This window comes from Brachybacterium sacelli (assembly GCF_017876545.1).
GTDB lineage: Bacteria > Actinomycetota > Actinomycetes > Actinomycetales > Dermabacteraceae > Brachybacterium > Brachybacterium sacelli.
Genome location: NZ_JAGIOD010000002.1, coordinates 1,229,994 through 1,256,586 on the forward strand (window position 1 = coordinate 1,229,994; position 26,593 = coordinate 1,256,586).

The 26,593-nt window shown below is 69.9% G+C and carries 28 protein-coding genes; 12 read left to right on the forward strand and 16 right to left on the reverse strand.

What is annotated here, in order from left to right; translation table 11 throughout:
• The first annotated feature begins 104 nt into the window (after positions 1–104).
• The 8 genes from mobF (at position 105) to JOF43_RS20035 (ending at position 12,144) form a co-directional block, all read left to right on the forward strand.
• Positions 105–3,656 carry a MobF family relaxase gene (gene mobF / locus JOF43_RS20000; RefSeq protein ID WP_209905413.1) on the forward strand — a complete coding sequence of 1,184 codons (3,552 nt, stop codon included), beginning with the start codon at positions 105–107 and terminating at the stop codon, positions 3,654–3,656.
• A gap of 44 nt (positions 3,657–3,700) precedes the next feature.
• On the forward strand, positions 3,701–4,807 hold the full coding sequence (locus JOF43_RS20005; protein WP_209904905.1) for a CBASS cGAMP-activated phospholipase: 1,107 nt from the start codon (positions 3,701–3,703) through the stop codon (positions 4,805–4,807).
• Entirely contained in the window at positions 4,804–5,799 is a 996-nt protein-coding gene (locus JOF43_RS20010; RefSeq protein WP_209904906.1) for an SMODS domain-containing nucleotidyltransferase, read from the forward strand. The genes JOF43_RS20005 and JOF43_RS20010 overlap by 4 nt, the downstream gene beginning before the upstream one ends.
• 86 nt (positions 5,800–5,885) lie before the next feature.
• A complete protein-coding gene (locus JOF43_RS20015; RefSeq protein WP_342592270.1) occupies positions 5,886–7,550 on the forward strand; it encodes a ThiF family adenylyltransferase in 1,665 nt (554 codons plus the stop codon).
• A gap of 153 nt (positions 7,551–7,703) precedes the next feature.
• The gene (locus JOF43_RS20020; protein WP_209904908.1) at positions 7,704–8,084 is read left to right on the forward strand and encodes a sulfate permease; all 381 of its coding nucleotides are present in this window, start codon (positions 7,704–7,706) and stop codon (positions 8,082–8,084) included.
• Positions 8,081–8,467, forward strand: coding sequence for a recombinase family protein (locus JOF43_RS20025; RefSeq protein WP_209904909.1), 387 nt, complete (start codon positions 8,081–8,083; stop codon positions 8,465–8,467). The genes JOF43_RS20020 and JOF43_RS20025 overlap by 4 nt, the downstream gene beginning before the upstream one ends.
• Before the next feature lie 169 nt (positions 8,468–8,636).
• Positions 8,637–9,602 (forward strand): AAA family ATPase, encoded by a 966-nt coding sequence (locus tag JOF43_RS22790; RefSeq protein ID WP_034228238.1) that lies wholly within the window; start codon positions 8,637–8,639, stop codon positions 9,600–9,602.
• Positions 9,595–12,144 (forward strand): S8 family peptidase, encoded by a 2,550-nt coding sequence (locus JOF43_RS20035; RefSeq protein ID WP_245354625.1) that lies wholly within the window; start codon positions 9,595–9,597, stop codon positions 12,142–12,144. Before JOF43_RS22790 ends, JOF43_RS20035 begins: the two co-directional genes overlap by 8 nt.
• Positions 12,145–12,199: 55 nt before the next feature.
• Here JOF43_RS20035 and JOF43_RS20040 read toward each other — a convergent pair whose 3' ends face one another.
• The 4 genes from JOF43_RS20040 to JOF43_RS20055 all read right to left on the reverse strand — a co-directional run bounded on the left by JOF43_RS20040 (position 12,200) and on the right by JOF43_RS20055 (position 15,553).
• Positions 12,200–12,535 carry a helix-turn-helix domain-containing protein gene (locus tag JOF43_RS20040; protein WP_245354626.1) on the reverse strand — a complete coding sequence of 112 codons (336 nt, stop codon included), beginning with the start codon at positions 12,533–12,535 and terminating at the stop codon, positions 12,200–12,202.
• Positions 12,536–12,639: 104 nt separating this feature from the next.
• Entirely contained in the window at positions 12,640–13,959 is a 1,320-nt protein-coding gene (locus JOF43_RS20045) for an MFS transporter (protein WP_209904911.1), read from the reverse strand.
• Positions 13,956–14,486: an ArsR/SmtB family transcription factor gene (locus tag JOF43_RS20050; protein WP_209904912.1), complete on the reverse strand. Its 531-nt coding sequence runs from the start codon at positions 14,484–14,486 to the stop codon at positions 13,956–13,958. Before JOF43_RS20050 ends, JOF43_RS20045 begins: the two co-directional genes overlap by 4 nt.
• Positions 14,487–14,548: 62 nt before the next feature.
• Positions 14,549–15,553 carry an aldo/keto reductase gene (locus JOF43_RS20055; protein ID WP_209904913.1) on the reverse strand — a complete coding sequence of 335 codons (1,005 nt, stop codon included), beginning with the start codon at positions 15,551–15,553 and terminating at the stop codon, positions 14,549–14,551.
• Positions 15,554–15,654: 101 nt separating this feature from the next.
• Here JOF43_RS20055 and JOF43_RS20060 point away from each other — a divergent pair, with 101 nt between their 5' ends.
• Complete coding sequence (locus JOF43_RS20060; RefSeq protein WP_209904914.1) at positions 15,655–16,494, forward strand: helix-turn-helix transcriptional regulator; 840 nt, start codon at positions 15,655–15,657, stop codon at positions 16,492–16,494.
• On the opposite strand, the gene JOF43_RS20065 is transcribed toward JOF43_RS20060, so the two are convergent.
• From JOF43_RS20065 to JOF43_RS20080, 4 genes are read right to left on the reverse strand one after another with little or no spacing between them, the layout of a single operon-like run.
• Positions 16,491–17,513, reverse strand: a complete 1,023-nt coding sequence (locus JOF43_RS20065) for an NAD(P)H-dependent flavin oxidoreductase (protein WP_209904915.1) — start codon at positions 17,511–17,513, stop codon at positions 16,491–16,493. The genes JOF43_RS20060 and JOF43_RS20065 overlap by 4 nt on opposite strands.
• Positions 17,503–18,117, reverse strand: a complete 615-nt coding sequence (locus JOF43_RS20070) for a VOC family protein (RefSeq protein WP_209904916.1) — start codon at positions 18,115–18,117, stop codon at positions 17,503–17,505. Before JOF43_RS20070 ends, JOF43_RS20065 begins: the two co-directional genes overlap by 11 nt.
• Before the next feature lie 10 nt (positions 18,118–18,127).
• Positions 18,128–18,739: a GyrI-like domain-containing protein gene (locus JOF43_RS20075; RefSeq protein ID WP_209904917.1), complete on the reverse strand. Its 612-nt coding sequence runs from the start codon at positions 18,737–18,739 to the stop codon at positions 18,128–18,130.
• Entirely contained in the window at positions 18,736–19,209 is a 474-nt protein-coding gene (locus JOF43_RS20080; RefSeq protein WP_209904918.1) for a MarR family winged helix-turn-helix transcriptional regulator, read from the reverse strand. The genes JOF43_RS20075 and JOF43_RS20080 overlap by 4 nt, the downstream gene beginning before the upstream one ends.
• A 57-nt stretch (positions 19,210–19,266) precedes the next feature.
• Here JOF43_RS20080 and JOF43_RS20085 point away from each other — a divergent pair, with 57 nt between their 5' ends.
• Positions 19,267–20,112, forward strand: a complete 846-nt coding sequence (locus JOF43_RS20085; protein ID WP_209904919.1) for an alpha/beta fold hydrolase — start codon at positions 19,267–19,269, stop codon at positions 20,110–20,112.
• On the opposite strand, the gene JOF43_RS22795 is transcribed toward JOF43_RS20085, so the two are convergent.
• The 7 genes from JOF43_RS22795 to JOF43_RS20115 all read right to left on the reverse strand — a co-directional run bounded on the left by JOF43_RS22795 (position 20,084) and on the right by JOF43_RS20115 (position 24,791).
• On the reverse strand, positions 20,084–20,239 hold the full coding sequence (locus tag JOF43_RS22795) for a hypothetical protein (RefSeq protein WP_245354627.1): 156 nt from the start codon (positions 20,237–20,239) through the stop codon (positions 20,084–20,086). The genes JOF43_RS20085 and JOF43_RS22795 overlap by 29 nt on opposite strands.
• Positions 20,240–20,345: 106 nt before the next feature.
• Positions 20,346–20,627: a hypothetical protein gene (locus JOF43_RS22800; RefSeq protein ID WP_245354628.1), complete on the reverse strand. Its 282-nt coding sequence runs from the start codon at positions 20,625–20,627 to the stop codon at positions 20,346–20,348.
• Positions 20,628–20,766: 139 nt separating this feature from the next.
• On the reverse strand, positions 20,767–21,819 hold the full coding sequence (locus JOF43_RS20095) for a sulfate/molybdate ABC transporter ATP-binding protein (RefSeq protein ID WP_209904920.1): 1,053 nt from the start codon (positions 21,817–21,819) through the stop codon (positions 20,767–20,769).
• Entirely contained in the window at positions 21,816–22,586 is a 771-nt protein-coding gene (locus JOF43_RS20100) for an ABC transporter permease (protein WP_209904921.1), read from the reverse strand. The genes JOF43_RS20095 and JOF43_RS20100 overlap by 4 nt, the downstream gene beginning before the upstream one ends.
• A complete protein-coding gene (modA, locus tag JOF43_RS20105; RefSeq protein WP_209904922.1) occupies positions 22,583–23,335 on the reverse strand; it encodes a molybdate ABC transporter substrate-binding protein in 753 nt (250 codons plus the stop codon). The genes JOF43_RS20100 and modA overlap by 4 nt, the downstream gene beginning before the upstream one ends.
• Positions 23,332–23,736: a TOBE domain-containing protein gene (locus JOF43_RS20110; RefSeq protein ID WP_209904923.1), complete on the reverse strand. Its 405-nt coding sequence runs from the start codon at positions 23,734–23,736 to the stop codon at positions 23,332–23,334. The genes modA and JOF43_RS20110 overlap by 4 nt, the downstream gene beginning before the upstream one ends.
• A 41-nt stretch (positions 23,737–23,777) precedes the next feature.
• Complete coding sequence (locus JOF43_RS20115; protein WP_209904924.1) at positions 23,778–24,791, reverse strand: YeiH family protein; 1,014 nt, start codon at positions 24,789–24,791, stop codon at positions 23,778–23,780.
• A gap of 71 nt (positions 24,792–24,862) precedes the next feature.
• Here JOF43_RS20115 and JOF43_RS20120 point away from each other — a divergent pair, with 71 nt between their 5' ends.
• Complete coding sequence (locus tag JOF43_RS20120) at positions 24,863–25,771, forward strand: LysR family transcriptional regulator (RefSeq protein ID WP_209904925.1); 909 nt, start codon at positions 24,863–24,865, stop codon at positions 25,769–25,771.
• Here JOF43_RS20120 and JOF43_RS20125 read toward each other — a convergent pair.
• Complete coding sequence (locus tag JOF43_RS20125; RefSeq protein ID WP_209904926.1) at positions 25,680–26,153, reverse strand: large conductance mechanosensitive channel protein MscL; 474 nt, start codon at positions 26,151–26,153, stop codon at positions 25,680–25,682. The genes JOF43_RS20120 and JOF43_RS20125 overlap by 92 nt on opposite strands.
• 98 nt (positions 26,154–26,251) lie before the next feature.
• Here JOF43_RS20125 and JOF43_RS20130 point away from each other — a divergent pair, with 98 nt between their 5' ends.
• Positions 26,252–26,593: a cupin domain-containing protein gene (locus tag JOF43_RS20130; RefSeq protein WP_209904927.1), complete on the forward strand. Its 342-nt coding sequence runs from the start codon at positions 26,252–26,254 to the stop codon at positions 26,591–26,593.

Below are 26,593 nucleotides of genomic sequence, written 5' to 3' on the forward strand. Positions count from 1 at the left end.
CTGCTGCGAGTCGCCTGTCGACCACAGCGGTGATCCCGGGGGCTTCACCTGGCCATGTCGCCTTCGGCGGCGATACGTCCATGGAGCGAGCGCACCTCACCGGCATGACGGTCTCAATGCGGGTCATGAGCGCCGGCGACGGCTACAAGTACCTCCTACGCTCCGTCGCGGCCGCAGACGGCGACCGCTCGCTGTCGACACCGCTGACGCGGTACTACGTGGAGGAAGGTACACCACCGGGCCAATGGCTCGGGTCCGGCGTCGCCTCACTCGGCAAGGGCCAGCTCGCGGTGGGGGATCGGGTGTCGGAGGCCCAACTCCAGCTCTTGATGGGCATGGGCCGTGATCCGATCACCGGCGACCCACTCGGCCGCGCGTTCCCCGCCTATAAGTCCGTGCCTGAGCGGATCGAGGCACGGATCGCGGACCTCGACCCGGACCTGAGTCCGGGCGCGAAGGGCGAGGCGATCGCGCAGATCGAGGCCGAGGAGACCGAGCGCGGCAAGCGGCGGGCGGTGGCCGGGTTCGACTTCACCTTCTCGGTCCCGAAGTCCGCGTCGGCGTTGTGGGCGGTCGCCGACGCAGGGACGCAGGCGCTCATCGGTCAGGCGCATCATGCGGCGGTTGCAGAGGTGGTTGCGTTCATGGAGCGCGAGGTTGCAGCCACCCGCACCGGCGCAACCGCCGGCGACGGAGCCGTTGCTCAGGTCGATGTCACCGGCCTGGTCGCCACGGCATTCGATCACTTCGACTCCCGCGCCGGCGACCCCCACCTGCACACCCATGTCGTGGTCTCCAACAAGGTGCAGACCGCGTTCGACGGCAAATGGCGATCGCTGGATGGGCGGCCGATGCACGCCGCCGTGGTCGCGCTGTCGGAGCTGCACGAGGGGGTGTTCGCCGACCACATGACCCGCACCTTCGGCGTCGAGTGGGAAGCCCGCGACATGGGCCGAGACCGCAACCCAGCATGGGCAATCAGCACCGTGCCCGAGGAGTTGGTCCAGGAGTTCTCCACTCGTGCCCGGCACATCGACGCCGAGAAGGACAGACTCATCGCCGAGTACGTCGCCAAGCACGGCCGCCAACCCTCCACAGCCACGATCATCAAGCTCCGCGCCCAAGCCACCCTCGCCACACGCCCGGAGAAGGAAGTGCGGTCGCTGGCCGAACTGACTGTCGAGTGGCGCGCCCGCGCCACCGGGGTGCTCGGACAGGACGCCACCATATGGGCGCGCGAGGCGACCGACAACGACAAGGCGTTGCTGCTGCGTGCCGATGACGTGCCGTTGGATGCGATCGCCGAACTCGGGCAGACGGTGGTCGGGGTGGTGGGTGAGAAGCGGTCCACGTGGCGGCGGTGGAACCTGATGGCCGAGGCGTCCCGGCAGACGATGGGCTGGCGGTTCGCCACCATGCAAGATCGTGAGGCCGTCGTGGGGATGATCGCCGACGCCGCCGAACAAGCCTCGCTGCGGTTGACGCCGCCCGACCTCGCCACCTCACCGGCAGTGTTCCGGCGGGTGGACGGCACGAGCGTGTTCCGTCCCAAGCACTCGACGGTGTTCTCCTCCGAGCTGCTGCTGGAGGCTGAGGATCGACTGCTCGACCGCTCCCGCACCATGACCGCACACGCCGTGCCTGTCGCGACGGTGGAGGGGATCACCGCTCGGCCCGATGCCGAGGGCCGGATGCTCGGCGAGGATCAGGCAGACGCGCTGATGAAGATCGCCGTGTCCGGCCGTGCTCTCGATGTGCTGGTCGGGGCTGCCGGGGCCGGGAAGACCACGGCGATGTCCGCGCTTCGCCGCGCGTGGGAGACCGAACACGGCGAGGGGTCCGTGGTCGGGCTGGCACCGTCCGCGGTGGCCGCCCAGGTACTCGCCGACGACCTCGGCATCGCAACGGAGAACACGGCGAAGTGGTGGCAGAACCACCTCATCCACGGAACCGACTTCGAGGCCGGTCAGCTCGTCATCATCGACGAAGCCTCCCTGGCCGGCACCCTCTCGTTGGATCGCATCACGCATCTGGCCGAGCGAGCGGGTGCGAAGGTGCTGTTGGTCGGCGACTACGCGCAGCTCCAGTCCGTGGACGCCGGCGGCGCGTTCGGGCTCCTCGTCGGTGACCGGGAGGATGCGCCCGAGCTGGTCGACGTGCACCGGTTCATCAACGAGTGGGAGAAGACCGCCTCCCTCGCTCTGCGCCACGGCCGTACGCAGGTGATCGACACCTACTTCGACCATGACCGCATCCGCGACGGTGAGGCCGAGGCGATGACTGATGCCGCATACGCCGCATGGCGCGCGGACCGGAGTCAGGGCTTGGTGTCGGTGTTAATCGCTGAGACCCGCGATGACGTGACCACTCTGAACCAGCGCGCCCGCGCCGATCTGATCCTCGAGGGCACGTTGAAGCCGGGCTGGGAGGTGGAACTCACTGATGGGACCACGGCGGGGGTCGGGGACACGATCATCACCCGCCGCAATGACCGCCGCCTACGGGCCGGGAAGACGTGGGTGCGCAACGGCGACACCTGGACCATCACCGGCGTTCATGACGACGGGTCGGTCACGATCCGCAAGACCGGCCGCCGGTTCGGCGGCTCCCTCGTCCTCCCCGCCGCCTACGTGTCCGATCATGTCGATCTTGGATACGCAGTCACCGCGCATAGGGCGCAGGGCGTCACTGTCGATACCGCGCATGTGCTGGTGGAGCCGACCACCACTCGGGAGAACTTCTATGTCGCGATGACCCGCGGCAAGCACGCCAACCGCGCCTACGTGATCCTCGACCGGCCCGACGAGCACGCCCACCCGCATCCCAGCGACAACGCCGACGCCACCGGCCGATCCGTTCTGTTCGGCGTGCTCCAACACGTCGGTGCCGAGCTGTCCGCGCACGAGACCATCACCGCCGAACAGGAGCACTGGGGCTCGATCGCCCACCTCGCCGCCGAGTACGAGACGATTGCTGCCGCGGCCCAACGAGACCGGTGGGCCACCCTGATTCGATCCTCCGGCCTGACCGCCGAGCAGGCGGACGCCGCCGTCGAGTCGGAGGCGTTCGGAGCGCTCACCGCCGAGCTGCGCCGCGCCGAGGCCAACCACCACGACGTCGATCGCCTGTTCCCGCGCCTGGTCGCCGCGCGAGGATTCGATGACGCTGATGACATCGCTTCCGTCCTGCACTACCGGGTCGCGCGCGCTACCGCGCGCCCGGCCGGCTCGGGCCGCACCCGCAAGGCACCACGGCTCATCGCCGGACTGATCCCATCCGCCGATGGTCCGATGGCCGGCGACATGCGCCACGCGCTCGATGAGCGACGCGAGCTGATCGAGGCCCGTACCGACGCGGTGCTCGACACCGCACGCCAGGCCGGCGAGCCCTGGACAAAACCACTGGGTCAGCCACCCCGCGATCCACGCAAGGCAGCGGCGTGGCGACGGTACGCCCGCACCGTCGCCGCCTACCGCGACCGGTACGGCATCACTGAAGACTCGCCCCTCGGCCCGGAACCGGAGAACGCGGCACAGAAGATCGACGCGGCTCGCGCAAGAAGCGCACTTGCACAGGCAGAGGAAGCCGCTCGCCGGTCCGCAGCCGTCACCGAGCGTCGCCCGGTCGAGCGAACTTCTCCCGGGCGGAGCCTGTGATCTGAGCCCGAGGGAATGTCGGTGCGGCGGCGTAGAATAGTTACATGGGTGTAGTTCCCGCAAGTTCGACCGATCCCGGAGGCGAGATGCCGACCGGACAGGCCGACGCGCCCGGACGGCAGGACCATCCATCCACGACGATCGAGCCAAGCACCCCATCCGTCGATCGCTTCCAGATCCTCGCCCTGGATGGCGGGGGAACCAAGGCACTGTTCACCGCCCACGTGCTCGCGCGCCTTGAACAGGACCTCGACGTCAGCATCAAGGACTCCTTCGACATGATCGCAGGCACATCGGCGGGCGGGATCGTCGCACTCGCGCTGGGTGCCGGTCTCACCCCGAGCGAGATCGTCGAGCACTACGAAGAACTGGTCGAGGCAGTCTTCCCGGCCACACGCCGGCGACTCTGGCGGCGGCCACGTCAACTCACTGCACCCATCTACGACGGCGATGCGCTGCGTACCGCCTTGACGAAGGTGCTCGGCGAAGGGCTGCTGGGAGACAGCGGGAAGCGGTTGGTCATCCCGGCGTGGGACGTGCAACGAGGCTCCGTGCACATCTTCAAGACGCCGCACCACACACGGCTCGCCCGAGACTGGCGCATCCCGATGGTGGACATCGCGATGGCGACCTCGGCGGCGCCGCTCTACTTCCCTGCCGCGCGTGTCGATGGACACCGCCTCATCGACGGCGGCGTGTGGGCGAATAACCCCTCTGTCGTCGCGATCGCCGAGGCCGTGAGCATGCTCGACGTACCGCTCGCCTCGATCAGGGTGCTCAACGTCGGCACCATCGACCAGCTCACGAACCATCCCAAGCGCCTCGACCGCGGCGGGCTTTTCAACTGGGCGAAGCCGATCGCGCCACTGATCCTCACAGCCGGCAGCCGTGGCGGACAGGGCATCGCTGAGCATCTGATCGGCAAGGCCGCTTTCACGAGGTTCGATGCTCTCGTCCCGGGCGGACTGTACGCACTCGACGCGGCAGACCCGAGCGATGTCGCCGGCCTCGCCGCCTCCGTGAGCCGCGAGCTCAGCCCCATCTACACCGCGCGGTTCGCAGATCATCGCGCGGCTGACTACACGCCGTTGATCGGAGACCGACACCGCGGCGACCCGACCAGCACGTCGACCACGGAGGTCTCCCGATGAAGCTCACTGACTACTTCAACGTCCTGCTCAAGGACACCGTCAACCTCGGCCAGGTGAAGCTCGACTCGCTCGACTCTCGCGTCGAGGCAGTCTACAAGGCGTTGAAGGCCGACGAGCAGATCGGGCACCTGATCCTCGGCAAGACGCCCCAGGGCTCGTGGGCGCACAAGACCATCATCAATCCGGTGGGCAGCAACGAGTTCGACGCGGACTTCATGCTCGACATGAGCGAGAACGCGGACTGGTCTGACAGTCCCAAGAAGTACATCGAGGAGGTCTACGCGGCTCTGCACCGGCACAGCACCTACGGCAACATGCCGCACTCACGCAAGTGCCGTTGCGTCCGACTCGTCTACGCGAACTCCATGCACCTCGACATCGTGCCGCACCTCAACCTCGCCGATGGACGTGAAGTCATCGTCAACCGCGACGACAACGACTGGGAGCAGACCGACCCCCAGGGTTTCACGGACTGGATGAGGGACAAGGACACGCTCGCGAAGGGCAACCTCCGCAAGGTCATCCGGCTGATGAAGTACCTGCGCGACCACAAGAATTCCTTCACCGGGACCCGGTCGATCCTCCTGACGACACTGCTCGGCGAGCAAGTCACCGAGCTGCGCACGCTGCTCGACCCCGGCTACTACAGCGACGTCCCGACCACCCTCCTGCACCTCGTGAAGGACCTCGACGCCTGGCTCCAGGCGCGCCCGATCAAGCCCTCCATTCCGGACCCGTCCGGATCCGGGGTCACCTTCGACCATCGGTGGGAGCAGTCGACCTACAGCTACTTCCGAGACCGCATCCATGTCCACGCCGCCGAGATCGAGGAAGCATACGAGGAGGAGAACAGGGAGCGCAGCATCGAGCTGTGGCAGGGCATTTTCGGTGACGGCTTCAAGGCCCCGGCCACCTCGTCCAGCAGCGCGAAGTTCCCAGCAGCAGCTCCCGCGGCCGCTTCCACCGTGGGGCGGTCTGGCCGCGCGGGATGAGCCGCCGCAACCGGGCCACGCTCTCGACCTGGCAGAAGCATCTCGTTGACGAGCTGAGGTCACTCGCCAGGGATCGTCCCCATGACGTGCGGATAGTCGAGCAGCCTCGGCTCGACTCTGACGGCGACGCCACCCTCCGACTTCGGCTCCACACCGCAGATATCCCTCACCGCCCCCGCGGGCTGGAACTTGGAGACGACGAGGAGTTCATCGTCAAGATTCGCCCCTCTCTGTTCGCGCCCCCGAGCGCCGAGGTTGACCACACACGCTTCCTCGGTTTCCCGCATGTCCTCCAAGGGCAACGGCTCTGCATCTATCTCGACCCCTCCCGCGAGTGGCGGCCGTCCGCCGGAATGGCCGGATATCTCAGCCGACTGTGGGACTGGCTCACCGATGCAGCGGCCGGAGCATTCGATCCCTCGACCGCGATGTACCACGCTGTCGGAGGAGTGCTCCACCACGCCGACGCCACACCCACCATCGTCGTCCGCGAACCCGGGCCGCCGAAGCGGCAGCAGATCGCCCGGCTCGTCGCCCGCTCACCGCACCGCTACGACCTCACCTACTCGACCGACCGCGACGGACACCGCACACCCGTCTTCGTCCTCGCGAGCGACCTTCCCTTCGGCGCGGCATCCACCTTCGCGCTGTTCCTAACGCTCCTGGACGACCCGCACCTTGACCGCGCCGAAGGACGACCACCAGAGGTCTCACCGCAGTCGCCCGCGTTCCTTACCTCGCTCCTCGCCAGCGCTCTACGAAACCCTGACGGTACCGAGCAGTACTTCGTGCTTGCTGTGCCGCACCCCGCAGGGGGACCGCACCATCTTCTCGGCGGACGCCTTCCCGCAACTACCGCCGACGCCCTGCGACGCCTCGCCAAGAAGCACGGCACTGCGGTCAACCTCGATCCCGCGATCATCAACGCCGACATCCCGATCGAATGGTGCAACATGTCCGACGAACGGCAAGAGGTCACGACCCGGCGCGACGACAACCGTCCCGTCAACGGCTTCCAAGGAAAGACCGTTCACATCTGGGGCTGCGGTGGCCTGGGCTCATGGCTCGCCGAGTTCATCGCACGCGCCGGAGCCAGCGCCATCACCGTCTGCGACCCCGGCACCATCACCGGCGGACTCCTCGTCCGACAGAATTACACCGAAGCCGACATCGGCCAGACCAAGGCCGACGCCCTCGCCACACGCCTCCGCGCGATCCGCGACGACCTGACCGTGACGGTCGCAGAAGGAAGCGTCCCCGACCCAGCCGTCTCCCTCTCCGCGGACCTCATCATCGACGCCACCGTCAGCCACAGCATCACCACCTACCTAGACACCCTTGCCGGCGAAGACCGCACGGCACTCATCGCCCAGGTCGCCACCGACGCGAGGACGGGATCGCTCGGTATCGCCAACATCTGCGCGCCCGGCGACACCTGTACGCCGTCTGAGCTTGACGACCAGGCAGGCCGCTCGGTAGTGGCCGATGGCGGGTTGGAGCTGTACCACCGGCTCTGGGAGGACGCAGCCGAAGGCGACGAACTGACTCCCACGAGGGGATGCTCCGTACCCACGTTCCACGGCTCGGCCGCGGACCTCGCTGCCGTCGCCGCGACACTCGTCAACATGATCGGCCTGCACCTCCAACAGGCAGAGGCACCTGTTTCAGGGACCCACCTCATCGCCCTGCCACACGCACCAGCCGGCCCACGGCATCACTTCCTTCCTGCGGCGTCGGACACTCGCGGATGAGATAGCACGGGTTTACGTCTGTCCGGGCTCGGGCGTAAAGTGGGGGCCGAGGCAGGTTCTCCTCGATTGCGGGTCCTTCGGGACGGCCCAGCTTGGGCGCTCATACACGTACTGCCTCCTCGACGGAGAGACACGTGTGACGAGAGGCCCGCCATGATCCGCCTGATCTGGACGCTCAGCGCCCACACTCGCTACTACCTGCGCCGCTACATGCCGACCAATCGGCTGCTCGACGCGATCCGACGCCGACGCAACTTGAAGTGGGGCATCCCCGCGATGCTCCTGGCCGTGCCCTACCTGCTGATTGCGAGCATCTGCACCAAGGCCCTCGACCAGGGGGCACCAGGCTGGTTGCATCTGGTCGTGTTGTGGGCGGTGTGGAACGCGATGAAGTTCATCGTCATGGGACCGGTCAGCCTGATCCTCCTGATCCGCGCCCGGACCCAGGAAGCCATCGCCCGGCACCGCGACCGGCAGGCCACCCGCGACCGCTCGGAGTCCCAGGTGCCTATGACCGTAGCGGCGGCCCGATGAACGCCGCCACCTACACCTACGCCGCTCGCCCTACCCCCGAGGCGCACGAGCGGCAGCAGACCGCTTGCCTGGCGCTTGCACGCGACCTCGACCTTGATGTCACTCGCAGATACAGCGATGAAGCCGGCGAACGCTCGGAGCTGACACGACTGCTCGCTGACGCTGCAACCGGCGAGTTCTCCGCCCTGGTGATCGCGCGGCTGGACCGTCTCGGGCGGACGATCCCCGTTGCCCCGCACGTCCTGGCAGACCTCGACACTGCTGGTGTATGCGTGTATGCGGTCGATCGTGGCACGTACCCCCTCACTGACCGGATGACGTTGGCAGACATCCTGACCGCCACGATCCGACCGTGCACGTGCGGCAGGCACCTCACGCGCTGACCCCGAGCACGGCGTGGACTCGGCCGAATCGCGACGCCAGTCCCGGTCAGTGCGCGCTTGGCGGCTTGCTGGCTGACCCGAGTGGCCGGCATGCGGGGGATCAGCGATGCTCTGACGGTCCTGGCCCGTAGACTTGGGATAACACGCGGCGTACGGCGGGAGGTGAGTGGTGGCCGGATCAGGAGAGCACTTCAAGGCGCTCGTACGAAGCCACGGAAGCGGCGACGACGAGGCGTTCTACTCAGTCGCGCTACAGGTTGCCGCTCAGGCGGCTCGGCAGGGGCACCACCATCTCGCGGCTGACCTCAAAGCCGCAGTTGACCACTCACGTGTCGAGCGGCCGAAAAAGGTCACCTCAATCGCTCAACCGCGAGGCGATCTTTCAGAACTCGTTATCGCCTCTCACCCAGCCGTTGGCTTGAAAGACTTGGTTCTGCCGGATGAGCTTGCCGCGCAGGTGCGACGTGTCCTCAGTGAGCAGCGCCAACGCAAGCAGCTCCTGGATCACGGCTTTGAGCCCGCGCATCGCCTCCTGTTCGAGGGGCCGCCTGGTACGGGCAAGACGATGACCGCGGCAGTCCTGGCTCACGAGCTCTCTCTGCCCTTGCTGACGATCAGGCTCGACAGCCTGCTGAGCAAGTTCATGGGCGAGACCGCCAGTAAGCTGCGCGTCATCTTCGATGCAGTGGGCGCGCAGCGCGGGGTGTACTTGTTCGATGAGTTCGACGCGCTCGGTGGCGACCGAGCAGGAAACGACGTAGGTGAGGCCCGACGCATCCTGAACTCCTTCCTGGTGTTCCTGGAGAACAGTTCTCCCGAGAGCATCGTCATCGCTGCCACCAACCACCGGTCGATTCTGGACAAGGCCCTGTTCCGACGTTTCGACATGGTTCTCAACTACTCACTGCCGGACGCGAAACAGGCCGCCGCCGTGATGCGCGGCAGGCTCGGGTCTCTCGCCAAGGGCGTCCGTTGGGCCGCACTGGCAGAGCACATGGCAGGGCTCTCCCATGCGGACCTCGTGAGGGCTGCGGAGTCTGCCGCCAAGAGCGTCATCCTCGCTGGCGGAACACGAGTGAGTGCCGACGACATTCGACAGTCGCTTAAATCGCGGCAGGCGGCGAGCCTTGGCTGAGGGGCAGGAACACCTCAGTCACCTTCTGGTAGAAGATCGAGCGGCAGACGAGGAGTTTCGCCGACGGGGTGGACCGGACCCGAAGATCCGTCCGGTCGAAGACCGTGCCGGTCACGGCGGCGGGCGGCTGAACGAGTTGCAGTCCGCGTTCTCTAGCGGTGACGAGACCCGTGAAGAACAACTCACAGACGACGAGCTACGTGCCTTGGGCACCATCATCACGTTGGAGGGCTCTGACCCCGCGTATCCGCTCAAGCTCGACACTCTCCAACAGCTCACCTCGCACCGCGATCCGCAGCGCAGGCGCCCCAAGTGGCTCCTTCTCTCGGTCCTCCCCGCGGACTCGGGTTCTCGCATCCCCGAGCGAGCGACCGTATGGGTCAGCGACGACTACCGTGCGAAGTTCCTGCAGCTCTTCGAGGACTACCTGGCGAAGGAGTCACCGAAAGGCAAACCGCGCAACAACGAACTCGTCGCGAACATCGCACGCATCCGCGCCACCATCCTGGGTGACCTTTGGCAGTCCGAGGGTCGCCCGCCAGAAGGTACGACGACATGGTGGGAACTATGGCTACGCCCAAACGCTGACGGCCCCGATCTGCTACGGCGCTTCGCCGAAGCCTCCGGACTGACCATCTCGCAGCGTCTCCTCCGGCTCGTGGACCGCGACGTCATGTGGGTCGAGGCGACGTGGGCGCAGCTAGAAGTCCTACCGTTCACCGCGGTGCCGCTGGCCGAAATCCGGCGCCCGGAATTCATCGACTCCATAGAAGACCTCACCGCCGAGGAGCAAGCCGAGTACGTCGACGACCTGGCCAAGCGACTGGAACCTGCCGACGAACTCCAGCCCGCCGTCTGCCACCTCGACACGGGCGTAGCGAGAACTCACGTCCTCATCGAGCAGTCCCTGGCACCCCAGGACCTGCACACCGTGATCGGCGTCAGCGGCTTCGATCAAGACGGACACGGCACCAAGATGGCCGGCATCGCGCTGCTGGGAGCCGCGGTCGACCGCCACCTGCTCGGATCGGACTCCGTTGTGCTGCGACACCGACTGGAGTCGGTTCGCATCCTTCCGACCAAGACCGAGAAGCCGCACGAACCCCGCGCGTACGGAGACGTCACCGTCCAAGCCGTGTCGCTGCCCGAAATCGCAGCGACACGGCCCCGGGTGTTCTGCATGCCGGTCAGCACCAGTACCGACACCCCCGGCAACCCAGGTCAGCCCACGCTGTGGTCGGCCACCGTCGACGCACTGGCCGTCGGCGCCAACGTCGTCAGCAACGGCGACGAACTCCGGCTACTCGCGCCACCAGACAGCGAAGCAGCAAGACTCCTGATCGTGTCCGCCGGAAACGTCACCGGCACCTACGTCGCCGACCACCTCGCCGAATCCGACACCTCTCCGGTTCGAGATCCCGGCCAAGCCTGGAACGCACTCACCGTCGGCGCCTACACCGACCTCGACGCGGTCCCGACCGATCCGGCCTTCGCAGGCTGGACCCCCGTCGCGCGGAAGGGCGACCTCTCGCCCCACAGTCGCACGTCTCTGCCGTTCGGAAACAGGCCCTGGCCGATCAAGCCCGACATCGTCATGGAAGGCGGCAACGTCCTCCATGACACCGCCTCCATGTTCGAGCCGAATCACCCGGCGCTGTCCCTGCGAACCACCGGGCACACAAACGACCAGGCTCTGGCATCGGCCAACGCAACCAGCGCCGCGACCGCGCAAGCCTCCCGGCTTGCAGCGCTCGTCATGGCCACCTATCCCGAGTACTGGCCCGAGACGATCCGAGCACTCCTCGTCCACTCCGCGCAGTGGACACCCATCATGCGCGACGAAATCGATCGAGCGGGGCAGAGCGGACTTCAAGCCAAACAGATGCTGCTACGCCGATACGGCTGGGGCGTCCCGACCGAGGAACGCGTGTTGTTCTCCTCCGATCGGTCCGTAACCCTGGTCGTACAGGACGAGTTCACCCCTTTCGAGGGCGATGAGTTCAAGGTCCCGTCGTTCCGGCTGCACGACCTTCCTTGGCCGCGCGAAGTACTGCAAGACCTGGGCTCCGCTTCCGTGACCCTGCGCGTCACCCTCTCCTACTTCATCGAGCCGACGGCGTCCCGACGAGGATGGCGTCAGCGGTACAAGTACGCATCACACGGACTCCGGTTCGAGCTACAAGACCCCCTTGAATCTGAGGCCCATTTCGTTCAGCGAGTGAACCGTGAAGCCCGCACCGAGGAAGCCGGCGGGCGCCCCACAAGCGGACAAGTGTCGTGGCTCGTCGGCGCCAACCAACGCCTGTACGGCTCACTGCATCAAGACATCTGGGAGACCTACGGTTCAGCACTCGCCGACACCGGAAAGATCGCCGTCTACCCCGTCGGCGGCTGGTGGAAGAACAACAAGAACCGCGAACGCATCGACCGGAAGATCCGATACGCCCTCGTCATATCACTCCAGACCGACGCCACCGACGTCGACCTGTACACACCAGTGGCGAACCTCCTCCACACTCCGATCGAGATTCCGATCGAGTGATGTCCGATTCGCTCCGAATCCCGCGGATAACGGATAACACCGCCGGACTCGCAGCTCAGACGTTCGTTGCGACGGCCTGTGCGCGCCGACCACCCGGTCGAATCGTGACGCCCTCTGCGGCCAGCGCGCGTCGGACAGCCTGCTGGCTGACCCCGTACCGCAACCCGACTTCCATTAGCGTAAGGCCCTCGTCGTACAGCTCGACCGCTTCGGCAAGATGGCACTCATCGAGCCCCCGCTGGCGTATCGGTACCGAGCGGCGGACAAGGTGCGCCGCCGCGGTGCGGCGATGAATGCTGAACCGCTCGCCCAACTCCACGAGTGTCGCGCCCGACTCATACGAGGCCACCAGCTCGTCCACCTGCGCCGGGCTCAGAAAGGTTTGAGTCATCCCAACTGCATGCACCATCCGCCCCCGCTCGTCCACTACAGACGGCTCCAGCGGCCTCCGGTCCCGCCGGTAGACGCCCCGCGACCTGCGAGAAGTCACGGTTTTCAAGGCCGGGCAGGGGTTCTCGAACTCTCTACGGAGGTCCACTCGAGAAACCGTGAGACAGTGACTCGTCGGAAGGGCCCCGCCGGCTGGCGGGGCCCTTCCGCTGTCCGCGCGCAGCGCGCACGCACCAGGAACAGGGGCGCCGCGAGGGCGAGCACGACGCCGCCGACGGCGATCGCGAGACCGCTGGAGGCCCCGGTGGCCAGTGCCCCGAGCACCACCGACCCCAGAGAGCCCGCCGGCTGCATGGCCATCGAGGCCAGCGACAGCACCGTGGCCCGATGCGGACCTGCCACCTGCCGGTGCAGGAGCGACTCATAGGCCACTCCCGACGCCATGTGCACGCCGTAGGTCGCGAGGTACCCCACCACGAGTCCGACGGGGCCCAAGGCCAGTCCCATCGCGACCACCGTCGCGCCCTGGAGGATCCGCAGCGCCACGGAGACCAGGCCCCAGCGCCGCGTCAGGTGCGGCACCGCCGCCGCCCCGAGCGCCGCGGTGGCCCAGCCCGCGGCCACCACCGGCCCCATCGTGGCGGCGGCACGGTCCGCGTCACCGAGCAGCTCCGCGAGCCGCACGGGCATCAGCGTCTCGAAGGAGACCATCCCGAACCCCCAGAACAGCTCGACCGCGACCAGGGCCCGCAGCACCCGGGACCCGGCGAGCAGGCCGAGCCCCGCGCGCACCGCGTGCGCCGTGTCCCGGACGGGGGCGAGGCGCCGCGGGCCCCTGCGCGGTGGCTCGTCCATGAGCAGCCCCGTCGCCACGATCTGCAGGAGGGAGAGGACGGCGGCGCCGAGGAACGGGAGCACCAGGGCGGAGGTCGTGCCCCAGGGCGCCCACGCGACCAGCCCGGCCGAGAGCACGGAGCCGGCGGCGATGGATCCGCCGATCGCTCCGCTCGCCGCACCGAGCCCGGAGGTCACCAACCCTTCTCGCTCCTCGGGGGCGGAGCCGGCGTGCACCTGGTCGACGAACCAGGCGTTCAAGGCACCGCTGTCCAGAGCCCGGAACACCCCGGACAGAGCCGCGGCCAGGGCCAGCGCCAGCGGTGCGGCGGCCACGGCGAAGGCGAGGTACGAGAACAGGGCAAGGGTCGCCGCGAGCGCGAAGAGCGGGCGCCGCCCGACGGTGTCGGCCAGGCCACCGGTGGGCAGCTCGAGGCACAGCACCACGATGCCCTGGACAGCGAGGGCCGCGCCCATCTCGGCGACCGTCATGCCGCGGTGCAGGGGCAGCAGGGCCATCACCGGGACGACGAGTCCCGTGGGCAACCACCGCAGCGCGGTCAGCAGCAGGAACCGTCGCCGGAGGCTCATGGGGTGCGGGGAAGGGCCAGGACGTGCAGAGCGATCGGCTGGGAGCCCGTGCGGTCGCGATAGCGCTCGACCACGGAGGCGATCTCCGCGGTCATCTCCTGGACGTCCTCGGGGTCGAGTCTCAGCAGGTAGTCGTCGTGCCTGTGGCCCTCGTCGGCCCCGGAGACGCGCCAGGCGTCGACCCCGTCCACGAGCGCCTGCAGCTGCCGGTCCCGCACCTGCCCCAGCGCCGCCCACGCTCCCGGCCGGGAGGAGAGGTCCTCGGCGAACTCGGTCATGTCGTGGGTCGCGCGCCAGCGCCGCTCCCGGCGGGAGGGCTGCTCCTCGGCGTCGGCGACGAAGCCGTAGCGCTCGAGCTGCCGGAGGTGGTAGGAGGTCGAGCCGCTCGACTCCCCGAGCACGCGGGCGAGCTCGGTCGCCGTCGCCGGGCCGTCGCTGCGCAGCGTCCCCAGCAGGCGCAGTCGGATCGGGTGGGAGAGGGCCTTGAGGGTCTCGACGTCGTCGACGACGCGGCGGGTCGTGGGCATGCAGGCACACTACGACCGCAAAGGATTATTTGCAAACAATCCTTTGCGGGCGTGGTGAGGGGTCAGTGCTCGCTGTCGAGCTGCGCCATGAAGGCCGCGGGGTAGCGCTCGCCGTGGGCGGCGCCGACGGGCAGGGCCGCATCTATCCGGGCCAGGTCCTCCGCTTCGAGGTGCACCGCGCCGGACTCGAGCATCGAGGTCACCTGGTCCGGGCGGCGGGCGCCGACGAGCGGCACGATGTCCTCGCCGCGGGCGGCCACCCAGGCGATCGCGAGCTGCGCCATGGAGGCACCGTGGGCAGCGGCGATCCCCTGGACCTGCTCGAGCAGGGCGCGGTTGCGTTCGAGGTTCTCGCCCTGGAAGCGGGGGAAGTTCTCGCGGGCACCGCCGGTGCGGCCGGCGACCAGCCCCTTGGCGAGCACGCCGTAGGCCGTCACGCCGATCCCCAGCTCCCGGCAGGTGGCGAGGATGCCGTTGCCCTCGATCTCCCGCGAGAGCAGGGAGTACTCGATCTGCAGGTCGCTGATGGGGGCGAGCGCGGCCGCCCGGCGGAGGGTCTCGGGCCCGACCTCGCTGAGGCCGATGTGGCGCACGTAGCCCGCCTCGACCTGCTCCTGGATCGCCCCGACGGTCTCCTCGATCGGCACGTCCGGATCAAGCCGCGCGGGTCGGTAGATGTCGACGTGATCGGTGCCCAGGCGTCGCAGCGAGTAGGCCAGGGAGGTGGCGACGCGCTCGGGGCGAGCGTCGAAACCGGTCGGCATGCCGCCGGGCTCCAGGGTCGCCCCGAACTTCACCGAGAGCACGGCGTCCTCGCGGCTCCGCTCCGCGAGCGCACGGCCGATGAGCAGCTCGCTGTGGCCGGCGCCGTAGAAGTCGCCGGTGTCGATCAGGGTGGAGCCGGCATCGAGGAAGGCGTGCAGCGCGCGCACGCTCTCGGCGTCGTCCGTGGGGCCGTAGACGCCGGCCAGGCTCATGGCCCCGAGCCCCGGGGAGGTGACGGTCGGGCCGGTGTCGCCCAGGCGGCGGGTGGTGGGTCGGTACGTGGTGTCCTCTGTCGTGGTCATGGCGACCACAGTGCGCCCTGATCGGTGACGGGACGAGGCCCGGCGCATCCGGGGACAGGCTCTCCCTGGATAGGAGGCGCTCCGGGGAGGACGATGGGTCGATGACCGCACGCCAGGACCTCGCCGACTTCCTGCGCCGTCGCCGCGCCCTGCTGCGTCCCGTCGACGCGGGACTGCCGGAGGGCACGCGCCGCCGCACTCCCGGGCTGCGCCGCGAGGAGGTCGCGATGCTTGCCGGCGTCTCCGTCGACTACTACGCCCGGCTCGAGCAGGGCCGCGGCTCGACCCCCTCGGTGAGCGTGGTGACCGGTATCGCGCAGGCGCTGCAGTGCGACCGCGACCAGCGGGACCACCTCTTCCGCCTGGCTGGGCACCCGGCACCGCCGCGGCGCTCCGGGCGGCATGTGCGCCCCGGACTGATCGCCCTGGGCCATCGCCTCACGGATCTGCCCGTCGTGATCACGACAGACCTCGGCGAGGTGCTCTGGTGCAACCCGCTGGGACAGGCGCTGCTCGGCGGGCTGCTGGGGGAGACGCCGCGGGAGCGCAATGTGATGCGGCGCTGGTTCACCGATCCGTCGGCCCGCGCGATGCCGCGGGAGGAATGGGAGAGGATCTCGGCCGCCCACGTCGGCGATCTGCGGGCGGCCTTCACTCGCCGCGGGGGCGACGAGGAGGTCACGGCCCTGGTCGAGGAGCTGCAGACGGCGAGTTCGGAGTTCGCGCGGCTGTGGACGCTGCACGACGTCGGCGTGCGGCGGTCGGACCGCAAGACCATCGTCCACCCGGAGGTCGGGATGATCCGGATGCGCTGCGAAGTGCTGCTGACGCCCGAGGAGGACGTCTCGATGCTCGCCTTCTTCCCGCTCGAGGACACCGACGCCCAGGAGAAGCTGGACCTCCTGCGCGTCATCGGCACGCAGGTGATGCGCAGCAGCTAGAGTCCCTCGGCCAGGTGCTCGATCACGGCGGCGGCGGGGCCCTCGGGGGCGCTGCGGTAGCCGGTGCCGGCCCACAGGTGCAGACGGTCCGCATCGCCGGCGGCCCCGGCGGCCCGGCGCAGCGGCCGGGTCAGGTGGTGGATCTGCGGGTAGCCGGTGGGGGCCGTCGCCTGGTGGCGGTCGATCAGCCCGTTGCGCACGGAGCGTGCCGGACGCCCGGTGAAGACCCGGGTCAGCACCGTCTCACGCGCCGCGGGATCGGCCAGCGCGGCCCGGTGCGTCGCTGACGTGCCGGCCTCGTCCGTGCGCAGCAGCAGCGTGCCGACGGCCACGGCCTGCGCGCCGGCGCCGAGGATCCGCGCCACCGCCTCGGGGCCGTCGACCCCGCCGGCGCCGATCACCGGCAGGTCCGCAGCCTCGAGCACCTGGCGCACCAGCTCGGCGGTCTCCACCGGCTCCGGGGTGCGGGCCGGATCGTGGGTGGCGCTGTGTCCGCCCGCCCGGGGCCCCTGGACCACGAGACCGTCGATGCCGAGGGCCGCGGCGTCCTGCGCCTCCGCCGGCGTGGTGACGCTCGCGAGCACGGTGGTCCCCGCCGCCTGCAGGGCCACGACGTCCGCGGCGTCGGGCAGGCCGAAGGTGAAGGACACCACCGGGACCGGGTCCGCCAGGAGCAGGGCGAGCTTCTCGGCGTAGAAGTCGTCGTCGCTGCGGGGTGCGGGATCCAGGGTGAGACCGTGGACGGCGGCCTCCTCGGCGAGCTCGGCCGCGTAGGCGGCGAAGGCCTCCTCGTCGATCTCCCGGTGGGGGAGGACGAACAGGTTCACCCCGAAATCCGCGCCGAGCCCGCGCGCCGCGTCGACGTCCGAGGCCAGCGTCTGCGGTGTCGTGTTCCCGCCCGCCAGGAAGCCGAAGGCGCCGGCGGAGGTGGCGGCGCGGATCAGGTCGAGGGTGCTGGGCCCGCCGGCCATCGGCGCGGCGACGAGGGGAAGGCGGGAACCGAGCAGGTCAGACGTCATGCTCCTGATCCTCCCACCGGAACCCGTCCGGGTCGGTGAGCTCGCCGAGATCACCCACGATCGCGAGACGTCGGGATCCGCTGCCCTCGGCGTCGACCCCGGCGGCCTTGGCCAGCCCCTTGCGCTTGAGCAGGGCGAGGGAGATGTCGCCGGTCGCGAAGCTGGTGTACTTGCGGCCGTAGCTCTGGGCGACCTCGGTGCCGCGAGCGACGTAGAAGTCCCTGCTCTCGGCGACCGCCGTGACCCCGAGCTGGAGCACGAGCTCGTCGATCGTGCCGGGGGTGGCGCCGTGGGGCCTCTTCGAGGAGGTGGCGACGGTGACCACCGTGCCGTCGGGGGCCTGGAGCGTCCCGCCGTACCCGAAGAGGTTCCTGGTGGCGGGCTTGACGGCGCGCGCCCCGGCGGCGGTGCCGGCGTCCAGGAAGCCGTCGACGACGACGGGGTCGGGCACGATCAGCGACACGGTGGCGCCGCGGAATCCGGTGCTGGGCTCGTCGGTGCCGCGGGTGCTGATCCTGTCGCCGAGGCCGAGCGCCTCAGCGTAGAAGCGGGCGGCGGTCTCGGGGTCCTCGGACTCGAGGAGGAGCTGTGTGATCGTCGTCATGCTCGCCAGACTAGTGCGGCCCCGCCGAGGGTGCTTCTCGATTCCTGACCGGCTGGCGCAGGATCGTGCGCAGCTTCTCGGGGGCGGCGCGGCGGGGGTCGCCGAGATAGATCTCGTGGTGCAGGCCGCGTAGCGCGAGACCTCGGTCGGGGATCTCCTCGTGGTGCATCCTCGCGAGCACGGGACCCTCCTGCTCGTAGGGGCCGACGTGGAGGGTCTGGATGCACTCTCCCTCCTCGAACTCCTCCCAGCGCACGCCGCCGGACGTCTCGACCCGGCCGCCCTCGATCCACGGCGGGGTCATCAGCAGCAGGCGCCAGTGCCAGCGGCTCTTGTCCCGGGCGGAGGTGAAGGCTTCCATGTCCTCGGCCCACCACAGCCCCTCCAGCGGCGGGACCACGTAGTCGCGTCCCAGCTCGCGCCTGCTGCGGAACTTCAGGGAGTAGGCGAGGGGGTAGAGCTCCGAGAGCGCCGCCTCGTACGCCGGGGAGGTGTTCGGATCGCCCTGCCCGTCGATCATCAGGAAGTGCCTCGCGGGGACGTCGAGAGCCCGGAACCGGCCGCGTCGGGCGCGGTAGCTGTCGAGCTCCTTCTTCACGTCGTACTTCGCCGGACCGCTCATCCGCGTCCCTCCGTCTCGATCCTGATCAGCGCCTCGTCCATATGGTGCAGCACCCGAAGCGTCGCGGCGAGCTCCTGCGCGGTCAGGTTCCCACCGACGCTCCCCAGCAGCGCCTGCTCACGATCGGTGACCGCGGTGATGGCCTCGTGTCCCGGCGGTGTGATGCGCACCAGGTGGGAGCGGCGATGGGAGGGGTTGTCCACGAGTTCGACCAGTCCGGCGCGCCGCGCCTCGTGGACCATGCGCTGGACGAACTGGCGGCTGAGGTCCTGGGACCGGGCGAGCTGAGGGACGGTGCGCTCGCCGTCACGACGCAGCTGGTCCAGCACGTTGCGGACCCCGACGGACAGCCCGCTGACGGCCTCGTCCTGCTCGACGATCCGGGAGACCCGACGGTAGACGGGGCCGAGCGCGACGTAGACCTCGGCGAGGCGAGCAGCGAGCGCGTCGGGAGGGAGGGGAGAGCTCATCGGCCCATTGTGACACCTCGGTTGTCAAGCGCGCGAAACTATGACACCTTGGTTGTCATGAAGCATACGATGGAACTGCCCGACCAGCACATCGCCTATCTCGACGTCGGACCGGAGGGTCCGCAGGGCCCGCCCCTGCTGCTGCTCCATGGCGGCGCCGTGGACACCCGCATGTGGCATCCCCAGCTGACCGCCTTCCCGGGCCTCCGCGTGCTCGCCCCCGACGCCCGCGGACACGGGGACTCCTCGGATGCGGAGGGCCCGTACCGCCTCGTCGACGACGTCGTCGCGCTGCTGGACGCCCTGGACATCGAGCGGGTCGTGGCCGTCGGTGTCTCGATGGGCGGGGGCACCGCCTGCGACCTCGCCCTCGAGCATCCTTCGCGGGTCGCTGGGATCGTGGTCAGCGGCACCGGCACCAGCGAGCCCGTGTTCGAGGACCCCTGGGCGCTGCAGGCCTTCGCCGAGTGGGAGGCCGCGGAGCAGGGGGCGGACCTGCAGGAATGGATCGACGTGCTCCAGCGCTTCACCGCCGGTCCGTTCCGCTCCCTCGACGAGGTCGATCCGCCGCTGCGCGAGCTCGTCGACACCATGGCCCGGGCCACGGTCGCCAACCACCTGCGCACCGATGCGGCGGGCATCCCCCTCCCGCCGCCACCCCCGACCCCGGTGACGCAGACCTGGCAGCGGCTCGAGGAGATCGAGGTCCCCGTGCTCGCCCTGTGCGGAGCCCTCGACGGGGACGACCATCGCCGCAACGGTCGCCGTCTGGCCGACTCCGTCCCCGACGGCCGGTACGCCGAGGTCCCCGGCGCCGCGCACTACCCCAACCTCGAGAATCCCGAGGTCTTCGACCGGGAGGTGCGCGAGCTGCTCAGGCGCTCCGCTCGCGCGTCGGCGTGAGCCGCTGGGTGGAGTCGGGCCGACTGAGCGTCAACAGGGCCCGCTGCACCCGCGGAAGCTCCTCGAGCATGTCCTCGACGTGCTGCATCCGGTGCCTCACCCGGGATTCCGCGTCGTCGCCGGTCACGTCCACCGAGGCGACGACGAAGAGGCGCCCCGCCCCGACCCATTCAGCTCGTCCCGGGTGTCGGGGGCGGCTCCTTCACCGGTGAGGAAGGCCGTGTTGCGGGTGATCAGGATGATCGCCACGACGCCGAGCAGGAGGCCCACCAGGATCGAGCCGATCGCGTCCCAGACGGGCGGCCCGTGAGCTGGTGCAGCCCCATTCCTCCGGCGGCGAGCACCAGACCGATCAGGGCGCAGGCGTCCTCCGCGAACACGGCGCGCAGCATCGGATCGGACGTGGCACCGACGAAGCGCAGCGGGCTCACCCGTCGGCTGCGGGCGCCGCTGCGCGCCTGCCGGAGCGCCTGCAGGAACGAGATGCCCTCGAGGACGAAGGCGACGCCGAGCACGAGGTAGGCCCACCCGTAGTCGACGTCGCCGGTCAGGGGCGCGCCGGGAGCGACGCTCGCCGATCAGCAGGGCCACCGCCGATTTCGCGAGGGCGACGAGGAGGCCGCTGCCCGAGGAGCGCCTGTGGGACCGGCTGGATCAGCGAACGGGATAGATGCTGACGTCCTGCTCCTCGAGGAGGAAGCGGACGGTGTCGCCGGGCCGGAGGCTGCGACCCGCCATCTGCTGCGGCGTGAGGTCCGCGGCGAGCGCACCGGCCCTGGCCCGGACCATGTCGCCGAAGGGCTCGAGACCGGTCAGGGTACGGGACAGCACGGTGGACCCCGGCGACCGGGGCTCGGCGCCGTCGACCAGCCGGACCTGCGAGGGGCGCACCGTGGCGCGCACCGTCGTGCCGGCGATCAGGGGGCGCACCGGCCGTCCCGACAGGGAGCCGGCAGCCGCATCCTCACCGAGTCCCATCGCGCGGCCGTCCCAGACCCCGGTCAGCAGATTCATCCCGGCCAGGCGTGCAGTGAAAGCCGCCTGAGGGCGCGCGAGCACTTCCCGCGCCGGGCCCTGCTCGACGATCCGACCGGCCTCGACCACGGCGACCCGATCGGCGAGCGTGACCGCGTCGAGCACGTCGTGGCTGACCACGATCGCGGACCGTGCGGCGAGGACACGGCGCAGCAGCTCCCGCAGGGCGGGGGCGACGTCCACGTCCAGCGCCGCCATCGGCTCGTCGAGCAGCAGCAGGCGGGGCTCCGCCGCCAGCGCGCGGGCGACAGCGATCCGCTGCGCCTGCCCGCCCGAGAGCTGGGCGGGCCGGCGTGCGGCGAGCTCCGGCAGGCCGATCACCTCCAGCCAGCGATCGGCTTCCTCTCGGGCCCGCCGTCGCGGCATCCCGTGGGCCCGCAGCCCGAACATGATGTTGCCCCGTGCGCTCAGATGCGGGAAGAGCACCGGATCCTGGCTCAGCGTGGTGACCGCCCGGGCGTTCGGCGGCACCCGGGTGCCCGGTCCCGTCAGCACGCGGCCATCGAGGACGATCCGACCGGCGGCAGGGTGCAGGGTCCCGGCGATCAGCGAGAGGATCGTCGATTTCCCGGCGCCGTTGGGGCCGACGAGGGCGAGGGTCTCGCCGGCGGCGACCTCGAGCTCGACGTCGAGTCCGCGTGCGGGGACCGTGGCGCGCAGGGTGAGGCTCATAGGGTCGCCCGCCGGCGTGTGACGGCGATGATCAGCACCGCCACGATCATGAGCAGGAAGGAGAGGGCGACCGCGGACTGCGGATCGCTCTCGCGCTGGAGGTAGATCTCCAGCGGCAGGGTGCGGGTGGTGCCCTGGAGGCTGCCGGCGAAGGTGATGGTCGCCCCGAACTCGCCGAGCGCGCGGGCGAAGGACAGCACGGTGCCCGAGGCGAGGGCAGGGAGCACGAGCGGCAGCGTCACCCGCACCAGCACCCGGGAAGGGCGCGCGCCGAGCGAGGAGGCGGCCACCTCGTAGTGGGTGCCCGCAGTGCGCAGCGCCCCCTCGAGGCTGATCACCAGAAAGGGGAGTGCCACGAAGGTCTGCGCGAGCACCACCGCCGTGGTGGAGAAGGCGATCTGCACCCCGAGCACCTCGAGCTGCCGGCCGATCAGTCCCTGCCGCCCGAAGGTGTACAGCAGGGCGATGCCTCCGACCACGGGCGGCAGCACCAGCGGCACCAGCATCAGCGACCGCAGGAGGGCGAGACCCGGGAAGCGCGCACGGGCCAACAGCAGCGACATCGGCACGCCGAGCAGCACGCAGCAGGCTGCGCTGAGAGCGGAGGTCTTCAGGCTCAGCCACAGGGCGGCGAGGGAGGAGTCGCTCGTGATCAGCGCCCAGAAATCCGTCCATTCGACGCGCGCCGCCATCGCCACCAGCGGCAGCAGGACGAACAGCCCGCCCAGCAGGGCGGGGACCAGGACCCAGCGGGGAATGCCCCTCACGGCCCGGCGAACCCGTGCTCGGCCAGGATCTGCCGGCCGCGCTCGCCCGTGACGAGGTCGACGAACTGGGCAGATCTCGAAGCGTGCGCCGTGCCGTCCACCGTGGTGATCGGATACGTGTTCACCGCGTCGTCCGATTCCGGGAAGGCGATCCCCTCGACCTCGTCGCCGGCCTTCTGCACGTCGGTGACGTAGACCAGGCCGGCGTCGGCCTGGCCGCTGGTGACCTTGCTCAGGACGTCGGTGACCGACTGTTCCTCGCTGACGGGGGCGAACGTGAGGCCTGCGGACCTCTCGACGGTCTCCGTGGCCGCGCCGCACGGCACCTCGGGGGCGCAGACGACGAGGTCGAGGTCGTCCTCGGTGAGCGAGGCGAGGTCGCTGACCCCGGCGGGATTCCCCGGCGGCACGGCGATCATCAGCGTGTTGGTCGCGAAGTCCACGGGTTCGGCGCCCTGCAGCTCCGCGTCGACCAGCTTGTCCATGTTCGCGGTGTCCGCCGAGGCGAAGACGTCGGCCGGGGCGCCCTGCTGGATCTGCCCGACCAGGGTGGAGGAACCGGCGAAGTTGAACTGGACGTCGACCCCCTCGTGGGAGGCCTCGAACTGCTCGCCGAGCTCCTCGAAGGGTTCCTGCAGTGAGGCGGCCGCGAACACGAGGAGGGTCTCGGAGTCCGCCGGAGGCCCGGAGCAGCCCGCGGCGCCGAGCAGGGCGAAAGCGGCGAGGCCCGCGGCGAGCCGGTCCCTCATGAGCCCGTCCTGTCCGTCTCGATGACCACCTGGGTCGCCTTGACGAAGGCGCTGGCGACGGTGCCCGGTTCGAGGCCGAGCTCCCGGGCCGCCTCGCTGCTCATCAGGGAGACCACGCGGAAGGGTCCGCACTGGAGCTCGACCTGCGCCATGACCGTGTCCGTCACGACCTCGGTCACGAGGCCGACGAAGCGGTTGCGGGCCGAGGTCCGCGAGGTGCTCGCCGATTCCGGGGTGACCGCGAGCTCGCGCGCCATCCGCGCGACCTCCACCCCTTCCAGCACGGTGCGTCCGGCCGCGTCGGCCGTCGCCTCGAGCGTCCCCTTCTCGATCCAACGGCGCACGGTGTCATCACTGACTCCGAGGAAGGTCGCCGCATCCCGAACCCGTATCTGCGTCATGAAAACCACTATAGAGGCGCAGATGCGGGGCAAGCGGCGAGTCAGGCCACCAGCAGCACTCCCAGGAGCGCGAGGGCGGCCACCAGGAGAGTGGACGCGGTGGCGAGGGCGAAGGGCCGAGCCCCGACCCGCAGCAGCGCACGGAGCCTCACCCCGGTCCCGAGGGCGAACATGGCTGCCCCGAGGAGGGTCGTCTGCAGCACCGCACCGGCGTCCACCACGAGGTCCGGCAGCGGCAGGAACGAGCGCATCAGCACCATCGCGAGGAACCCGAGGACGAACAACGGCACGAGCGGCGGACGCGCCCCCTCCGCGCCCCCGCGGCGGCGCTCGCGGGTGCTGAGCACCGCCATCACGGGGGCGAGCATGAGGATCCGGGCGAGCTTGACGACGACCGCGACGGCGAGCGCCCCGCCGCCGAGCACACCGCCGGCGGCGACCACCTGCGCGATCTCGTGGATCGAGCCGCCCGCCCAGAGTCCGGCGGTGCCCGGGGCCAGGCCCAGCAGGGCCGAGGCCGCGGGGAGCAGAGCGATCATCGCCGTTCCGCACAGCACGACGAGGGCCACCGCCGTGACGGTGTCCTCCTCGTGCTCGTCCTCCGGGTCCGTGACCCCGGCGGCGGCGGCCACCGCGGCGGCGCCGCAGATCGAGAAGCCGCAGGCGATGAGAAGACTGAGCCGCGGCGCAACCCCCAGCAGGCGGCCCAGGGCGACGGTGCCGAGGATGCCGCCGGCGACGATCGCCGCCACGACCAGGAGCATCGGGACGCCGAGCGCGAGGATGTCGCCGAGGACGAGCTGCAGGCCCAGCAGCACGATGCCCGCTCGCAGCAGCTTCTTCGCCGAGAAGACCTTTCCGGCGGTGACGGACGACGGAAGCTGCACGGTGTTGGCGACGACGATCCCGGCCACGATCGCGAGGATCAGCGCGCTGACGCCGGGGAGGAAGGGGGCGACCAGCTGCGCCGCGACGGCGACGGCGAGGCACAGCAGCAGTCCGGGCGCGAGGGTGCGACGGGCCGGGGGAGCGGCGGTGGTGAGGGTCTGGGCCATGTGATGCACCGTGTCACCGAGGCATCCGGACCGGTAGACGGCACTTGTCGATCAGGACATATCATTCGGATATGACTGACCAGCTCCCGAACCTGCAGGCTCTCGCCCTTTTCGTCGCCGTGGTCGACGAGGGCGGGCTCGGCGCCGGGGCGCGCCGCCTGGGCATGTACCAGCCGAACGCGAGTCGCATGGTCGCCCAGCTCGAGGCCCAGGCGGGGAAGCCGCTGCTGGACCGCAGCCCACGGGGTGCCCGCCCCACATCGGCGGGACTGCTCTACGCCGCCCACGCCCGCGAGCTGCTCGAGGCCGCGGAGGGATTCACGGGCTGGCTGAGGCACAGCCGCGACGACGACACGCTCGAGCTGCATGTCGGGGCGAGCATGACGATCGCCGAGCACCTCATGCCGGCGTGGCTCACCGAGCTGCGCCGCACCAGCCCGCGGGTGAGGGTGGATCTGCGGGTGCTGAACTCCACGCAGGTCCTCGAGGAGATCCGCAGCGGGCAGCTGCAGCTCGGCTTCATCGAGACCCCGCACGTGCCGCGCTGGGTGCACGCGTACGATCTGCGCGAGGACGAGCTCGTGGTGGTGGTCGCCCCGCATCATCCCTGGGCGCTCCGCCAGGAGCCGGTCGGGCTCGAGGAGCTGGCCGCGACGCCGCTGGTGGTGCGCGAGGGTGGCTCGGGGACGCGGGACGCCTTCGAGGAGCTGGCCCCGTCGGCCACCTCGACCCCACCTGTGCAGGAGCTGAGCAGCAACGCGGCGGTGCGGGTCGCGGTCGCCTCCGGCGCCGGTCCCGCCGTGCTGAGCATGCTGGCGGTCCGGTCCCTCCTGGAGACCGGGCAGCTGCATCGGGTGCCCCTGGCCGGCGCGACCCTGCGCCGTCCGCTCACGGCGGTGTGGAAGGGCCCGCGTCGGCTCTCCGGGCCGGCTGCGGATCTCGTCGCCGTGGCGACAGCGCCCATGCGGCCAACCCTGTGAGAGCCCCGAGGAGGATGCCCGTGACCAGGCTCGAGACCACGGCGAAGGAGCGGATGATCACCGCCTGCACGGCAGGGGCGAGGTCAGCGACGTTCCCGCCGAGCTGCGGCGGTGATCCGGCGAAGGAGAGATTCCACAGCAGCTGATGGGTCACGGCGAGCAGGACCCCGTGGACCGCCCCGACCGCCAGGAGGGTCAGGAAGGGGCGTGGCGGACGGCACCAGAGCACGATGCCGATCCAGGCCAGCAGCGGGACGACGACGAAGGCGGCGTTGACCCCGGTGCCCTCGTGGAGGAGGTCGAGGTCGTGGAGGACCACGCGGGGCACGCCCAGCAGGGCGAGTCCGATGAGGCCGAGGACGGGCAGAGGCTTCTGGGTCATGATCTCGACACTATGGAGCGACCGGAGGGGCTCGCATCGGCCCGCTGTCGCGAAGCAGGTACGTTCAGAGGCGACATCGAGAACCGGGAGCCGACGACATGCCTGTCCTGACCAATACCTCCGATCAGCCCGAGGAACCGCGCCGCGGCGCCGTCTGGTCGATCGCTGAGTCGGATCGGGAACTCGACTCGAATCTGATCCGCCTTCCTGCGCAGGGCATCATCGAGCCCCATGTCGGCGCCGAGGTGGACACCTTGATCCATGTGGTCCGCGGAGGCGGGACGCTGGTGACCGTGGACTGCGAGGAACCTCTTCGGCCGGGGGACGTCGCCCTTCTGCCCCGTCGCACCACGCGCGGCTTCCGGGCGGGGGAGCAGGGGCTGGAGTACCTCACCGTGCACCGGCGCCGCCAGTCGCTGAGGATCCAGGGCGCGAGCTGA

Excerpts from the sequence above, each read along its gene's own strand:
- mobF (WP_209905413.1), top strand. The coding sequence starts at position 105 with ATGACGGTCTCAATGCGGGTCATGAGCGCCGGCGACGGCTACAAGTAC.
- JOF43_RS20005 (WP_209904905.1), top strand. The coding sequence starts at position 3,701 with ATGGGTGTAGTTCCCGCAAGTTCGACCGATCCCGGAGGCGAGATGCCG.
- JOF43_RS20010 (WP_209904906.1), top strand. The coding sequence starts at position 4,804 with ATGAAGCTCACTGACTACTTCAACGTCCTGCTCAAGGACACCGTCAAC.
- JOF43_RS20020 (WP_209904908.1), top strand. The coding sequence starts at position 7,704 with ATGATCCGCCTGATCTGGACGCTCAGCGCCCACACTCGCTACTACCTG.
- JOF43_RS20025 (WP_209904909.1), top strand. The coding sequence starts at position 8,081 with ATGAACGCCGCCACCTACACCTACGCCGCTCGCCCTACCCCCGAGGCG.
- JOF43_RS20040 (WP_245354626.1), bottom strand. The coding sequence starts at position 12,535 with ATGACTCAAACCTTTCTGAGCCCGGCGCAGGTGGACGAGCTGGTGGCC.
- JOF43_RS20045 (WP_209904911.1), bottom strand. The coding sequence starts at position 13,959 with ATGAGCCTCCGGCGACGGTTCCTGCTGCTGACCGCGCTGCGGTGGTTG.
- JOF43_RS20050 (WP_209904912.1), bottom strand. The coding sequence starts at position 14,486 with ATGCCCACGACCCGCCGCGTCGTCGACGACGTCGAGACCCTCAAGGCC.
- JOF43_RS20055 (WP_209904913.1), bottom strand. The coding sequence starts at position 15,553 with ATGACCACGACAGAGGACACCACGTACCGACCCACCACCCGCCGCCTG.
- JOF43_RS20060 (WP_209904914.1), top strand. The coding sequence starts at position 15,655 with ATGACCGCACGCCAGGACCTCGCCGACTTCCTGCGCCGTCGCCGCGCC.
- JOF43_RS20065 (WP_209904915.1), bottom strand. The coding sequence starts at position 17,513 with ATGACGTCTGACCTGCTCGGTTCCCGCCTTCCCCTCGTCGCCGCGCCG.
- JOF43_RS20070 (WP_209904916.1), bottom strand. The coding sequence starts at position 18,117 with ATGACGACGATCACACAGCTCCTCCTCGAGTCCGAGGACCCCGAGACC.
- JOF43_RS20075 (WP_209904917.1), bottom strand. The coding sequence starts at position 18,739 with ATGAGCGGTCCGGCGAAGTACGACGTGAAGAAGGAGCTCGACAGCTAC.
- JOF43_RS20080 (WP_209904918.1), bottom strand. The coding sequence starts at position 19,209 with ATGAGCTCTCCCCTCCCTCCCGACGCGCTCGCTGCTCGCCTCGCCGAG.
- JOF43_RS20085 (WP_209904919.1), top strand. The coding sequence starts at position 19,267 with ATGAAGCATACGATGGAACTGCCCGACCAGCACATCGCCTATCTCGAC.
- JOF43_RS20095 (WP_209904920.1), bottom strand. The coding sequence starts at position 21,819 with ATGAGCCTCACCCTGCGCGCCACGGTCCCCGCACGCGGACTCGACGTC.
- modA (WP_209904922.1), bottom strand. The coding sequence starts at position 23,335 with ATGAGGGACCGGCTCGCCGCGGGCCTCGCCGCTTTCGCCCTGCTCGGC.
- JOF43_RS20110 (WP_209904923.1), bottom strand. The coding sequence starts at position 23,736 with ATGACGCAGATACGGGTTCGGGATGCGGCGACCTTCCTCGGAGTCAGT.
- JOF43_RS20115 (WP_209904924.1), bottom strand. The coding sequence starts at position 24,791 with ATGGCCCAGACCCTCACCACCGCCGCTCCCCCGGCCCGTCGCACCCTC.
- JOF43_RS20120 (WP_209904925.1), top strand. The coding sequence starts at position 24,863 with ATGACTGACCAGCTCCCGAACCTGCAGGCTCTCGCCCTTTTCGTCGCC.
- JOF43_RS20125 (WP_209904926.1), bottom strand. The coding sequence starts at position 26,153 with ATGACCCAGAAGCCTCTGCCCGTCCTCGGCCTCATCGGACTCGCCCTG.
- JOF43_RS20130 (WP_209904927.1), top strand. The coding sequence starts at position 26,252 with ATGCCTGTCCTGACCAATACCTCCGATCAGCCCGAGGAACCGCGCCGC.